The sequence below is a fragment of the Thiohalocapsa sp. genome (genome assembly GCF_019695415.1).
Classification (GTDB): domain Bacteria; phylum Pseudomonadota; class Gammaproteobacteria; order Chromatiales; family Chromatiaceae; genus Thiohalocapsa.
The window spans coordinates 1-12,302 of the sequence record NZ_JAIFKJ010000152.1; the positions used below are offsets into that span (position 1 = coordinate 1).

A 12,302-nucleotide genomic window follows, 5' to 3' on the forward strand; every position below is an offset into this window, starting at 1 on the left:
ACTTGCGTCGCCGAAAATGGCGGGGCGTCCTGCCCCGGACGGGAAGCGCCAATAACTCAGCGCTTCCCTAAGCGTTGGACATCGCTGCTCTGCGTGGGATGCGTGCCACCGACGGTCGGTGCCGGTGCCGTTTTGGCGCATGGCAGACATCGGTCGAGGTCTTGGGTTAGCATGCGCCGGGAGTGGCAGTACGGGTTTACCCATAACTGGGGACGGAGGCAGACCACCCATGACTCGCGGCATTCAACTCAAACAGCTCACCGACGCTGACCTGGGCTATCTCGGCCTGGCGCCGGATACCCTTCAGGGCGGGTTGGCGCTTGCCGGTGACGACGCACCCGATACGGACACCCTGGCCATCGCTCGGGAGGTCCGAGAGACCCTCGAAGACGTGTTCGATATCCTCACGGACGCGCTGCCCAACAGGCGCGGTTGAGCCCTGCATGGCGCCAAGCTCCCCTCCGGCCTGCGCCCGCCTGCACTGATTCCCCGAGCCCTTCGTGTGCTGCGTCGCCAGGCCGCCGGCGCAGTCAAAAAAAGACCGCCAAGGCAGGGTGTGTGCTGCCTGGCGGTCAACTGGCTTGCTGCCCAGAAATCGTTTACGCGGGCCGCGGTTTGGACGCGTCGGTCAAGACCTGCCGTCAGGCTGCGATGACCGGTGCCGCAGGGAGGTAGGCGACGCGTTGCGGTTCGTTGGAATTTGACTGGCCCGAAGTGCTGCGACGGTTGGATGCGGCGTATCCTCCGCCATCCCATCCTGCACCCCTTATTCCGTGCTGCTGTCCTGTGCGTCCTGCCGGCGCGTGCGCTCGTTGTTGCGGACGACCCCGACGATGAACCCTGCGCTGATGAGCGCGGCCACAACGCCGCTGATGGTTAATGCGTCGAAACTCATGGTACTGCCTCCGTTTCCCGCAACTGCGCTAGTCTTGACCTGCTGTTGAGCCCCGACTGGCTCTGCGTCGTGCGCGTCGTAGCCGGGTTGAGCATGATTGTCGGGCATGGGACTTGCCAAGGTATTTCCTCATATACTGATATTGTGACAATCTGTTACAGGATCGCCGGCCCGAGGCCTGACGCCGTTGCCCCGCTCGGGTGCTTGGGAGTGTGGCCTGAGCCGAGTGTTCGGCGCGGTCCGCGCCCGGAAGTCCGGCGCAGCAGCACGCCGGCAGGTGCCGCCGGCCGTCCGCGTTGAGGTGAGACCATGTCCGCCGCCGAAGACCCCACCCGTGTGCTAGTCGTCGATGACGATGCCTCCCTGCGCGAGCTCTTGACGGATTACCTCCGGCAGGAAGGCTTCGAGGTAAGCGGGGTCGAGGATGGCACGGCCATGTTCGAATGGCTGGAGGATCATCAAGCCGATCTGTTTATCCTGGACCTGATGTTGCCGGGGGAGGACGGGCTCACCCTGGCGCGGCGGCTGCGCACCAAAGACGATACCCCCATCATCATGCTCTCGGCCCGGGGTGAGGATATCGATCGGATCGTTGGCTTGGAGGTGGGCGCCGACGACTATCTGGCCAAGCCTTTCAACCCGCGCGAGCTCCTGGCGCGCATCCGCGCCGTGCTGCGTCGCCGTGCGCCGGCGGCAGAGGCCGGGCCGGTGGATACCACCGGCTTCGGCCCCTATCGGCTGGACATCGCTGCCCGCCAGCTCACCCGCAACGGCGAGACGGTGACGCTCACCGGCAGCGAGTTCGATCTGCTGCGCATCTTTGTCGAGCACCCCAACCAGATGCTCCACCGCGACCGCCTGCTGGACCTGCTGAAGGGCTACGAGCGCAACCCCTTCGACCGCAGTATCGATGTGCAGGTGGCGCGGCTGCGGGCGAAGATCGAGCCGAACAAGAAGCAGCCTATCTACATCCGCACCGTTTGGGGGCGCGGCTACATCTTCACCCCTCAGGCCGAGGGCTGAGCCTTGCGCTCGCTGCTGCCGGCGTCGCTGTTCGCCCGGGTGCTGCTGACCCTGGTGCTTACCTTTGGCAGCTTCGCGCTCATCACCTTTTTTACCGTCGTCTACTATGCCCTGTTCCCGGTCGTGCAGCGCTCCACCGCGGACCTCGCGGCCTTCATGGAGCTCTCCGCCCGCACCCTGGTGCAGCTGCCGGAAGACATGCAGAGCGAGTACCGCTTCAAGCTGCTGAACGACTACCAGCTCTGGCTGCGCACCGAGGAGGAGGCCCCCGCCAACCTACGCTACTACTTCTTTCCCTATGTGCTGCGCCTGAGCCAGGCGCTCAGCGAGCGCACTGGAACCCAGGTGCAGATGCAGAGCAATGTCGTTGACGGTAAGCGCTGGTTCTGGGTGGACCTCGACACGCAGCAGGGGCATGTCTGGGCCGGGTTTCCACGGGACCGCATCAACACCAAGCCGCTGGAGGGCCTGTTCATCATCTCCACGCTGGCGATGTTGCTCATGGTGGTGACCGCCTCGGTGCTCGCGCGGCGCATCACCTCGCCCTTGACGCGCCTGGCGCATGCGGCCGAAGAGGTGGCCAAGGGCCGTTCCCCGGAGCCGCTGCCCGAGAGCGGCCCACGGGAGCTCGCCAATCTGGCGCGGCAGTTCAACGAGACGAGCCAGCAGGTGCGGGAGCTCCTGGCGGACCGCACCGTGCTGCTGGCCGGCATCTCGCATGACCTGCGCACGCCTCTGACGCGCCTGCGACTGGCGTTGGAGATGCTGCCGCGGCAGACGGACCCGGCCCTCAAGGCGCGCATGGAGCGTGATCTTGAGGAGATGAATGCTCAGATCAGCCAGGCGGTGGAGCTCGGCAGCACCCTCGGCGCGGGGGAGCGCCATTGGCTTGACATCGGCAACCTCATCGGCGAGGTCGTGGGCGCGCGCCCAAGGATTGTCTGGCATCCGGTGCGGCGTTGCGTCCAGGCCGTGAACGCCCTGGCCTTGCGCCGTATCCTTGGCAATCTCATCGAGAATGCGCTGCGCTACAGCCAAGCGCCCGTAGAGGTGCGGCTGGACTGTAACCACCGCGCCGCGGTGATCTTCGTGCTCGACCGCGGGCCGGGCATTCCGGAGGCCGAGCGCGAGGCCGTCTTCCGCCCCTTCTACCGGCTCGAGGGCTCACGCAACCGCCGCACCGGCGGCTCCGGCTTGGGTCTTGCCGTCGCCCGCCAGCTCGCCGTGGCCAATGATATGGAGATTCACCTGACCAGCCGTGTAGGTGGCGGCACCGTGGCCAGCGTGCGGCTGCCGCCAACGCATGAGCCGTCGGCCGACAACGCTGCGGATGCCGACGACATGGACACTGACTCCGCCCTGCCGCGATCGCCCGCCGCCTAGCACGCCCCGGCGGCTGCGCCGTCCGCCGCCTGTTGGCGTTACCGCATTGCGCCCGCGCACGTCACGCCGCCTCAAGAAATGCCGAGTATTGGCCATCTTGGTCAAAAACCGCATGGGAAGCGAAAAGCATGGTTTCCGCTTCCTGACATTTTCAGTGATTTGCGCCACTGAAGATGGCGGGGCGTCCTGCCCCGCGCGGGAAGCGCCAATCTATCGTCGCTTCGCCCGCTGAGGACCGGTGACGGGCGTTGCTACTGCTTGGCCATAGACGCGCTGCGAATGCGGTTGACGCCCGACCGACGCCTGCCTAAATTTCGCCGGAAATTCCACCAGCGTGCTGTGTTACCACCATGGGCCAATGCGGCCCGTGGCCGACCTGCCCACCACATGCACCGCTGACCTAAGGGGGGAGACCATGCTGCAACCCGGCGATCCGGCACCGCCTTTCTCGCTGCCCAACGCGGACATGGAGCGCGTCGATATCACCCGGATGTGGCAGGAGCGCAATCTGGTGCTCTGCTTCTACCCGAAGGACGACACACCGGGGTGCACCATGGAGGCCCTGGAGTTCACCGACCTGCACGAGGACTTCAATGCAGCCGGTGCAGATATCGTCGGCATCAGCCGCGACACCTGCGCGAGCCACGGCGCCTTCCGCGACAAGTACGGTCTCAGCGTGACGCTGCTTGCGGACACCGACGGCGACGTCTGCGAGGCCTACGAAGTCTGGCGTGAGAAGGAAAAAAACGGTGTCAAGAAGATGGGTATCGTCCGCTCGACCTTCATCGTCGGCCGCGACGGCGTCATCCGACATGCCCTCTACGACATCAAGCCCAAGGGCCATGCCGCAAAGGTGCTGGAGCTGGTGCAGGATCTCTGAGCGCGGCCCGCGCGGAGGGAGCGTGCGAGCGGACAACGGGGGGAGTTGGCGCTCCCTAGGGGATTCGAACCCCTGTTACCGGCGTGAGAGGCCGACGTCCTAACCACTAGACGAAGGGAGCGGAAGTACCGGCGTGAATCGCGTATTATACGTGAAAACATCGGCCGCTCAAGAAGTCCGTCGGTGGTCCGGGCAGTGTGCAGACTTCGGCTGTATGGCCGGATTCTTCCTCTGACGCGCCCAGCCTGTGCCGGGCTCCACCGGAACCGTCCAAGTGCGCCCCGCCTAAGCGTCTTGACGCTCGGGCAGCGCGGGCTAGTGTCTCTCTCTGACACTAGGAGTGGTTTTATGCTCACACTCCAAGTATCTGCTCCAGCCGTTCCAACTCTTGTCTGCAACAGCCGATTCAGATCCGCTGATCGTCCCCCGCGCCGAGCACAGTATCTCGCGCAGCAACATCAGCCCGAACGCGCTCAAGGTCCTGTACCGACTGCGTGATGCTGGCCATGCGGCCTACCTCGTCGGCGGCGGCGTGCGTGACCTGCTGCTCGGGCACGAGCCCAAGGACTTCGACGTCGCCACCGATGCGACCCCGGAGCAGGTCCGGCAGGTGTTCCGCAATTGTCGGCTCATCGGGCGGCGCTTTCGCCTCGCGCACGTCTTCTTCGGCCCCGAGATCATCGAAGTGGCCACCTTCCGCGCCAGCGCCATCCCGGCCGGCCAGGACGGTACCGACGATGACGTGGCGCGCACCGAGAACGGCATGATTCTGCGCGATAACGTCTACGGCAGTATCGCCGAGGATGCGCTGCGGCGGGATTTCACCGTCAATGCGCTGTACTACAACATCGCCGATTTCTCGGTCGTGGACTACGCCGGCGGCTTGGATGATCTCAAGGCGGGCCGGCTCAAGCTCATCGGCGACGACGTGGCGGCGCGTTATCGCGAAGACCCGGTGCGCATGCTTCGCGCCGTGCGCTTCGCCTGCAAGCTCGGGTTCATGATAGACGACACTTGCGAGACACCCTTGGCGGATCTGGCGCCGCTGTTAGGGGAAGTCCCGGCTGCCCGTCTGTTCGAAGAAGTCCTCAAGCTCTTCCATGCCGGCTTCGGCCTGCATGCCTTCGAAAAGCTCCGCCGCTACGGGCTGTTCGCCCAGCTCTTCCCGGCCACCGACGCCTGTCTGGCGCGGCAGGAGCACGAGTTTCCCGTGGTGTTCGTCAGCCGCGGTCTCGACAACACCGACCGCCGCGTGTTGGAGGGCAAGTCCGTGGTACCGCCGTTCTTGTTTGCGGTCCTGCTCTGGGAGCCGGTGCGGCTTCGCTACCAGGCGCTGCTGGAGGACGGCGTATCCTGGGCGGACGCCATTGCGCTGGCCGCGCACGAGGTCGCCTCGGCACAGCAGCGCCATGTGGCTATCCCCAAGCGCTTCGGCATGCCCATGCGCGAGATCTGGTCGCTGCAGCCAAGGTTGGAGCGTCGCCAGGGGCGTCGGCCTATGGCGCTGCTGGGCCATCCACGCTTCCGGGCAGCCTACGACTTTCTGCTGCTGCGAGCCGAGTCCGGCGAGGTGGATCCGGAGCTCGCCGATTGGTGGACCAAGTTCCAGGACGCCAACCCCGGCGACCGCGCCAAAATGACCGGCACGGGTAAGAAGCGGCGCCCGCGCCGTCGGCGTAGGTCCAAGACCACCGCAACCGACAGCGTGAGTCGTGGTGCCGATGGTGACGAGGGTGGGCATGCGGCACGCCTGCAGGGCCAAGCCTCGAGTGATGACGCCGATGAATGACGCCGCCCACACGCCGCTTCTGGCCGTACCTGAGACGGTCTATATCGGTCTCGGTGCCAACCTGGACGATCCCCGCGCGCACGTCGAGCGGGCCGCGGCAGAGCTCATGGATCTGCCGGCGAGCCGGCTGGAGCAGGTCTCCTGGCTGTATCGCACGGCGCCCGTGGGACCGGCGGATCAGCCGGACTACATCAACGCCGCCGCGCGCCTGGTCACGCGCTTGCCGCCGCGCGCGCTGCTGGCGGCGCTGCAGGCGATCGAGCGCCGGCATGGGCGGGTGCGCGACGGCACCCGTTGGGGACCGCGGACGCTGGACCTGGATATGCTGCTATTCGGCGCGCGGCACGCGGTCTGGCCGGGCCTCAGGCTGCCGCACCCGGAGATTCACCGCCGGGCCTTCGTGCTGGTACCGCTCGCGGATGTGGCGCCGGCGGTGCTGGACATCCCGGGCCAAGGCCGCCTCGAGACGCTGCGGGCGGCGGTGCCGAAGGACGGGGTCGCGGCCTTCGCGCCCGTCGCTTTGCCGCTCCCAGCGGGCGAGCTGCCGGCGGCGGCCGTCCCTGCCGGTGCTGGAGATGGCCAGCCGCCGCGGGCCGCCCTATCCTGAGCATCGGCGCGCCGTTTGCTTGCCAGCCGACATCCCAACCGGCGTCTCCACTGGCGCCGTGTCTATGGCCTGTCGCAGGCGCCCGACGCCTGGCCGGCGCTCACTCGCGCGGTGCTCGCGCCCGACGCCCCACGGAGCTGAAACATGACCGCCGATCGGATCACCAGCGCCACACTGGCTGCCATGCAGCGCCGCGGCGAGCCCATTGCCTGCCTCACCTGCTATGACGCCGCCTTCGCCCGGTTGCTCGAGGGGGCCGGGGTCGAGGTGCTGCTGGTGGGTGACTCCTTGGGCATGGTCCTCCAGGGCCAGCCAAGCACGGTGCCGGTGCAGCTTCAGCACATGGTCTACCACACCTCCTGTGTAAGCCGGGCTGCGACGCGGGCGCTGGTGATCGCCGACATGCCCTTCCTCAGCTATGCCACCGAGGAGCGCTCCATCGCCGCCGCCGAGCGACTCATGGGTGAGGGCGGTGCGGCCATGGTCAAGCTGGAGGGCGGCGGCGAGCTGGTGCAGACCGTGGACCGGCTGACCCGCTTCGGCGTGCCCGTGTGTGCGCACCTTGGGCTCTTGCCGCAGTCCGTGCATCGCCTGGGTGGTTATCGCTATCAGGGTCGGGACGATGCCGGTGCCGCGCGCATTCGGGCCGATGCGCTGGCTTTGCAGGAGGCAGGGGCGTCCATGCTGGTGCTGGAGTGTGTGCCGGCGGCGCTGGCGGAGGCCATTTCGGGCGAACTAGCGATCCCAGTCATTGGTATTGGCGCCGGCAGCGGCTGCGACGGCCAGGTCCTGGTGCTGCACGACATGCTCGGGCTGTTGCCTGGGCGCTCGCCGAGCTTCAGCAAGGACTTCGCGGCCGAATACGGCGGCGTTGCGGCGGCGCTGGCGGGCTATGTCGCAGAGGTGAAGGGACGGCGCTTTCCTGGCCCGGAGCATATCCTGCACTGACCCATGGAGACGCTGCACGACATCCCCGGGCTGCGCGACAAGCTCGCGCAGTGGCGAGCCGCCGGGCTGCGCATCGGCCTGGTGCCCACCATGGGCAACCTGCACGCGGGCCACATTGCCCTGGTGCGGGCTGCCCTGGAACGTGCCGACCGGGTGGTGGCCACGGTGTTCGTGAATCCGCTCCAGTTCGGCCCCGGCGAGGACCTGGACAGCTATCCGCGCACGCTCGACGAGGACGCACGCCGCCTGGCGGTCGCGGGCTGCCACCTGCTGTTCGCGCCCACCGAGTCCGCCATGTACCCGGAAGGCCGCGCCGGGCATACGGCGGTGGAGGTACCTGGGCTGTCGGCGCAGCTCTGCGGGGCGAGCCGGCCGGGACATTTTCGCGGTGTCACGACTGTGGTGGCTAAGCTCTTCAACCTAGTCCAGCCGGATTTGGCGGTATTCGGGCAGAAGGACTATCAGCAGTTGCTGCTCATCCGGCGCATGGCGGCGGATCTGAACATGGCGCTGGACATCGTCGGCCTGCCCACGGTCCGCGAGCCGGACGGGCTCGCCATGAGCTCCCGCAACGGTTACCTGAGCGCGACGGAGCGCAGGCGGGCCCCGGCGCTGTTTCGCACCCTGCAGGCGCTCGCCGCGGCCGTGGCCGCCGGCGCCGACCCGACGCAGGCCGAGCGGGATGCCGCGGCGGCCCTGAGGGTCGCCGGACTGGAGCCCGACTATGTCAGTGTGCGTCGGCAGGCGGACCTGGCCCCGCCGGAGCCCGCCGACACGGAGCTGGTGGTATTGGCTGCAGTAAAGCTGGGACGGGCTCGGCTCATCGACAATCTGGAGCTGCGGCGCCCCGCAGCGGCTGCCGGCTGAGGTGCGGTCCGGCAGCGGCACGGGCTGGGAGCGGGGCAGGTAGCGCCTGTGGTGGGCGGGGGGCGGTCAAGGCAATCCCGGATTCCGCTTGCGGCTGCGTGCAATGCATTGCGACAATAGCCCGCATATTGCACCGCAGCATAACGTTGGCGATGTCCGTTTGGACTCGCCCGCTGTGCATGCCGAATACTCACTCGCACAGAATCACAGCCCCAGACCCGGGCCGCCGTGCTGATGCCGCAGGCCCAGAGGAGGAACCCACTCCATGCAACTCTCGTTGCTGAAATGCAAGCTGCATCGTGCCTGCGTCACCCATGCGGAGCTGGACTATGAGGGCTCCTGCGCCATTGATGAGGACCTGATGCGCCGCGCCGGCATTCGCGAGTACGAGCAGCTTCACATCTACAACATCACCAATGGCGAGCGCTTTACCACCTACGCCATTCGGGCGGAGGCGGGCTCGAAGATCATCTCCATCAACGGTGCTGCCGCGCACAAGGCGCAGCCGGCCGATCGCGTCATCATCTGCTGCTACGCCAGCATGAGCGAGCAGGAGGCTGCGGTTTTCAAGCCGACGCTCGTCTATTGCAACGAGCGTAACGAGGTGACCGGCATTGGAGAGGCGATTCCAGCGCAAGCAGCCTGAAGCGCTGCACAGGGAGCGGCCGCTGGTCGCGATTGTTGCGCGCGAGATTGCAGTCGTCGCAGCTAGAGCCTGCTCCCACGAGCCCGTACGCGTCACCTTCGGGGGCTGTCCGTTGGCGCCGCGCACAGCGGCGCTAGGCGCAGCAGCCCTTGTGCCTGCTCGATGCATTCGAGCCGTACATCCCGCTCAAGGTGGCGCATCCAACGGCTCGGGATGGCGGTGGGTCCGTAGAGGGCACCAGCGATCATGCCGGTAATCGCGCCTGTGGTATCGGCGTCGCCACCGCGGTTGACGCAGTCGATGAGCGCCGCCTCGAAGCTGTCGGTCGCGAACAGCGCCTGGAACACCGTCCGCAGGGTGTCAACGATGAAGCCGCTCGGGTTCTCGCTGCGCTTGCGTGAGTAGTCGTATACGCGATCGGCCGCCACCAGCTCGTCGGCGATGGCGGTGAGTGCGGCCCGGTCGGCACCGAGCATGGCCGTCTGCACCATGCGCAGCACGCAGAGGGTACCGGCATCCGAGGTGGGATTGTTGTGCGTGACATGCGCCTGGGCGCGGTTGGCGGCATCCACGTCCACCAGGTCTGCGCCCAGGGTGGCGAGCGCCACCGGCAGGCAGCGCATACAGGCGCCATTGCCGGCGTCGAACTCGCTCGGTTGGGACTCGGGGTTGCCGGTGCGCCGATAGGCGGCGATGCCGCGGCGCACCGTGTTGCCGATGTCGATGGGCTTGCGCCGCATCCAGTCGCTGAAGGCTTCGGCTGCGGCGTGGGCATCGACACACCCCGCCGCGAGGATGCTCCGACCCAACGCCAAGGCCATCTCGGTGTCGTCGGTGATTTGGCCGCGGCGGAGCTTGAGCCAGCCGCCGCCGGCCATGTCGCGGTGCACGCGGTAAGCGGCACGGATCTCGGACGGCATCAGGAACTCCACCGTCGCACCCAGGGCGTCGCCGACGGCGAGGCCCAGGTAGGCGCCGATGGCACGCCGCTTGATGCGGTCGCCGGTGCCGTCCGCCAGGAACAGGAGCTCAGTTCTCAGGCCCGAAACAGGCATGGTAGTCGCTGCAGACCTCGCAGGAAGGTGCGCGGCAGGCATAGATGCCCTCGGCCTCGCACAGCTGTTTGTATAGAAAGCGCTTCCATTTCATATCCTTGACGTTGCGCGCGGCGAGCGCTGGGAAGTTGCGCCGCATCAGCGCCGTCAGGTCTGCGCGCTGCCACAGCCCAAGGTCCTGCCAGAGGTGGTCGTTGGCCATACAGCCGGCAGCCACCACGTGCGCCATCCAGACCTCTGACGGCGAGTCGCCGGCTTTGTCCATGAGCATCAGTTCGACCAGCTCATGGCGCTCGTCGTTCCGCGCCGGATCCATCCGGCGGGCCGGGCACGGCGACGCGTCCAGCCGTAAGCCCGGAAAGTGATGCGCCAACAGGCAGCTGAACGCAGCGGGGTCCAGTCCGAGCCAGTCTGGTAGGGCCCCGCCGCCGGTGCATAGGCTCGCAATCATGCAGGCGAAGGCCTCGTCATTGAGCTCGCCCGCAGCGTGCAGTGCCAGCTTGGCGTAGAGCGCATTGGCCAGCGCGTCGTTGGCGGCAGCCGCTGCGGGTGTCAGGGGTGCCGCCACTTTGAGGCCGGCGCGGGTCTGCTTCGGGGCGCGGTGGTCGGCCTGTTGCCGGGCCGCATTGGCTACGCTGGCGCTCATGTCACTGTCCATCGGTGTCTGCTTTGTCTGTGCTCGGGCGCCGACGGCCGGCGGCGCCCGACGGGCTCAGAAGACGCCGACAAATCGGCGCTTCCCTCAGTACTCCACCAGGATATCTTCGTCGCGGATGATCATCTGGCAGGCGAGGCGCCATTCGCTCGGCACGTCTTCGACCATGAGGCGGTCAATGTCCTCCTGGGTGAGCTTGCCGAGGTCCTTGAGCACGGTACGCTCCTTCTCGGTGAGGTGGTAGCCCATGCGCTCCTTGTCGTCGATGCCGGTGACGCGCACCAGGCAATGGCCGCACTCACCGTCCTGGCAATCGAACTGCACCGGGATCTTGTTCTCTTTCGCGATCTTGAGAATGGTCTCCGTGTGGCTGCCGGCGACGGCGTAGACGGTCTTATCTTTGTAGTCGGGGTTGGAGAAGGTGACGAGGGCCATGGTTTGCTCCAAGTTGCTAGTTATGAGGGTCGGGTGTCGAGGGGCGGGATCGGAGGCACGCGTAAAAACTCGTGACTCGTTACTCGCACCTCGTCACTGGTTTCAGGCCGGCTTCACGGTACAGTCGCCGATCACCTGCGCTTGACAGGCGAGGCGGTCATGGCGGCCGGCCATGTTCTCCCGCAGGACCTTTTCCTCCAGCACGGAGGGCTCGGTGAGATTGTTCCAGCCCTCGGTGACATGCATCATGCAGGTGCCGCAGTCGCCTTCGCGGCAGCCGTAGATGATGCCGGCGCCGACCTTCTCGGAGACCTCAATGACGCGGATGCCGGCCGGCACATTCACGCTCTGGCCGATATCTTCGAAGGTGAGTTTCGCTTTTGCCATGGGCAGTCCTCTGATTGATGGCCAATGCTGCGGCCGATTGGGTTGCGGGTTGGAACCATCGTCTGTCCGGACTCGATGCGCAGCGCGCTCAGTCCGTTGTGTTGTTGAAGGATGAACCTGGATATCTCGAGTGCACCATGCAGGACGGGCACAGCACGACGGCGTTGGAGAGATGCTGGTTCAGTACTGACATGACTGGTAAAGAGCTCGCCGGTTAATCAAGACGTGCACGTCGTGCAATCTCACGCCAAGTCCGCGAGCTCGATGACGGGCTTGTCTTTGACGCCGCCGCCGACCTCCACCGCATCGGCCCCCGCCCCAGTGACTGCGTGCGCCAGCGCCCGCCCGAAGTCGCGGCAGTCGCCGAGCTCACCGTCGGTGGGGATCAGCTTGAGCCGCAGCCCCGCCACCGGCACACGGAGCTTCAGGCCACGCAGCCGGTCCTCGATCATCGGCACCGCCTCGCCGCTCCAGCCGTAGGAGCCGAAGGCGGCGCCCACCTTGCCCCGCAGGCTCACCCCCGCCAGCGACGACAACAGGTCCCAGACCGGCTTCCCGGCCTCGCCATTCACCGTCGGCGAGCCGAGGGCAATGGCGTCGGCGGCCTCGATGAGGTCGCCGCAGGGCCCGTCCTCGCCACCGCCCCGGGCGCAGAGGGACAGGCGGATGCCGGGCCCCGCCCCGCGACCCGCGGGCCTGGCCCCGGCCATGCGCCCGGGCACCCCGGCGGGG

At 66.9% G+C, this 12,302-nt stretch carries 14 protein-coding genes, 1 tRNA gene and 1 pseudogene; 9 read left to right on the top strand and 7 right to left on the bottom strand.

Annotated elements, in window-relative coordinates:
- Window positions 1-229 precede the first annotated feature (229 nt).
- Window positions 230-436, top strand: coding sequence for a hypothetical protein (locus I6U14_RS03930; protein ID WP_296897031.1), 207 nt, complete (start codon window positions 230-232; stop codon window positions 434-436).
- A gap of 330 nt (window positions 437-766) precedes the next feature.
- On the opposite strand, the gene I6U14_RS03935 is transcribed toward I6U14_RS03930, so the two are convergent.
- Window positions 767-895 carry a hypothetical protein gene (locus I6U14_RS03935; RefSeq protein WP_296897033.1) on the bottom strand — a complete coding sequence of 43 codons (129 nt, stop codon included), beginning with the start codon at window positions 893-895 and terminating at the stop codon, window positions 767-769.
- Between the two features lie 309 nt (window positions 896-1,204).
- Between I6U14_RS03935 and I6U14_RS03940 the strand changes: the two genes are divergently transcribed.
- The 3 genes from I6U14_RS03940 to I6U14_RS03950 all read left to right on the top strand — a co-directional run bounded on the left by I6U14_RS03940 (window position 1,205) and on the right by I6U14_RS03950 (window position 4,181).
- Complete coding sequence (locus I6U14_RS03940) at window positions 1,205-1,918, top strand: response regulator (protein ID WP_296897035.1); 714 nt, start codon at window positions 1,205-1,207, stop codon at window positions 1,916-1,918.
- Between the two features lie 3 nt (window positions 1,919-1,921).
- A complete protein-coding gene (locus tag I6U14_RS03945) occupies window positions 1,922-3,301 on the top strand; it encodes an ATP-binding protein (RefSeq protein WP_296897037.1) in 1,380 nt (459 codons plus the stop codon).
- A gap of 415 nt (window positions 3,302-3,716) precedes the next feature.
- Window positions 3,717-4,181: a peroxiredoxin gene (locus I6U14_RS03950; RefSeq protein WP_296897039.1), complete on the top strand. Its 465-nt coding sequence runs from the start codon at window positions 3,717-3,719 to the stop codon at window positions 4,179-4,181.
- A gap of 46 nt (window positions 4,182-4,227) precedes the next feature.
- On the opposite strand, the gene I6U14_RS03955 is transcribed toward I6U14_RS03950, so the two are convergent.
- Window positions 4,228-4,302, bottom strand: a tRNA-Glu gene (locus tag I6U14_RS03955).
- Window positions 4,303-4,569: 267 nt separating this feature from the next.
- Between I6U14_RS03955 and pcnB the strand changes: the two genes are divergently transcribed.
- The 5 genes from pcnB (at window position 4,570) to panD (ending at window position 9,038) form a co-directional block, all read left to right on the top strand.
- Complete coding sequence (gene pcnB / locus I6U14_RS03960) at window positions 4,570-5,970, top strand: polynucleotide adenylyltransferase PcnB (RefSeq protein ID WP_296897040.1); 1,401 nt, start codon at window positions 4,570-4,572, stop codon at window positions 5,968-5,970.
- The gene (folK, locus tag I6U14_RS03965; protein ID WP_367115625.1) at window positions 5,963-6,577 is read left to right on the top strand and encodes a 2-amino-4-hydroxy-6-hydroxymethyldihydropteridine diphosphokinase; all 615 of its coding nucleotides are present in this window, start codon (window positions 5,963-5,965) and stop codon (window positions 6,575-6,577) included. Before pcnB ends, folK begins: the two co-directional genes overlap by 8 nt.
- A 144-nt stretch (window positions 6,578-6,721) precedes the next feature.
- On the top strand, window positions 6,722-7,525 hold the full coding sequence (gene panB, locus I6U14_RS03970) for a 3-methyl-2-oxobutanoate hydroxymethyltransferase (RefSeq protein ID WP_296897043.1): 804 nt from the start codon (window positions 6,722-6,724) through the stop codon (window positions 7,523-7,525).
- A 3-nt stretch (window positions 7,526-7,528) separates the two neighbouring features.
- Window positions 7,529-8,392 carry a pantoate--beta-alanine ligase gene (panC, locus tag I6U14_RS03975; protein ID WP_296897045.1) on the top strand — a complete coding sequence of 288 codons (864 nt, stop codon included), beginning with the start codon at window positions 7,529-7,531 and terminating at the stop codon, window positions 8,390-8,392.
- Between the two features lie 265 nt (window positions 8,393-8,657).
- Window positions 8,658-9,038 carry an aspartate 1-decarboxylase gene (gene panD / locus I6U14_RS03980; protein WP_296897047.1) on the top strand — a complete coding sequence of 127 codons (381 nt, stop codon included), beginning with the start codon at window positions 8,658-8,660 and terminating at the stop codon, window positions 9,036-9,038.
- Between the two features lie 92 nt (window positions 9,039-9,130).
- Here the strand turns inward: panD and draG are convergent, their stop codons facing one another.
- The 5 genes and pseudogenes from draG to I6U14_RS04005 form a co-directional block, all read right to left on the bottom strand.
- On the bottom strand, window positions 9,131-10,093 hold the full coding sequence (draG, locus tag I6U14_RS03985) for an ADP-ribosyl-[dinitrogen reductase] hydrolase (RefSeq protein WP_296897049.1): 963 nt from the start codon (window positions 10,091-10,093) through the stop codon (window positions 9,131-9,133).
- Window positions 10,068-10,739: a nitrogen fixation protein NifQ gene (locus I6U14_RS03990; protein WP_296897051.1), complete on the bottom strand. Its 672-nt coding sequence runs from the start codon at window positions 10,737-10,739 to the stop codon at window positions 10,068-10,070. The genes draG and I6U14_RS03990 overlap by 26 nt, the downstream gene beginning before the upstream one ends.
- A gap of 96 nt (window positions 10,740-10,835) precedes the next feature.
- A complete protein-coding gene (locus tag I6U14_RS03995; RefSeq protein ID WP_296897053.1) occupies window positions 10,836-11,183 on the bottom strand; it encodes a 2Fe-2S iron-sulfur cluster-binding protein in 348 nt (115 codons plus the stop codon).
- A gap of 102 nt (window positions 11,184-11,285) precedes the next feature.
- The gene (locus I6U14_RS04000) at window positions 11,286-11,570 is read right to left on the bottom strand and encodes a 2Fe-2S iron-sulfur cluster binding domain-containing protein (RefSeq protein ID WP_295885154.1); all 285 of its coding nucleotides are present in this window, start codon (window positions 11,568-11,570) and stop codon (window positions 11,286-11,288) included.
- Between the two features lie 242 nt (window positions 11,571-11,812).
- A pseudogene (locus I6U14_RS04005) lies at window positions 11,813-12,302 on the bottom strand (FprA family A-type flavoprotein); the annotation flags it as partial.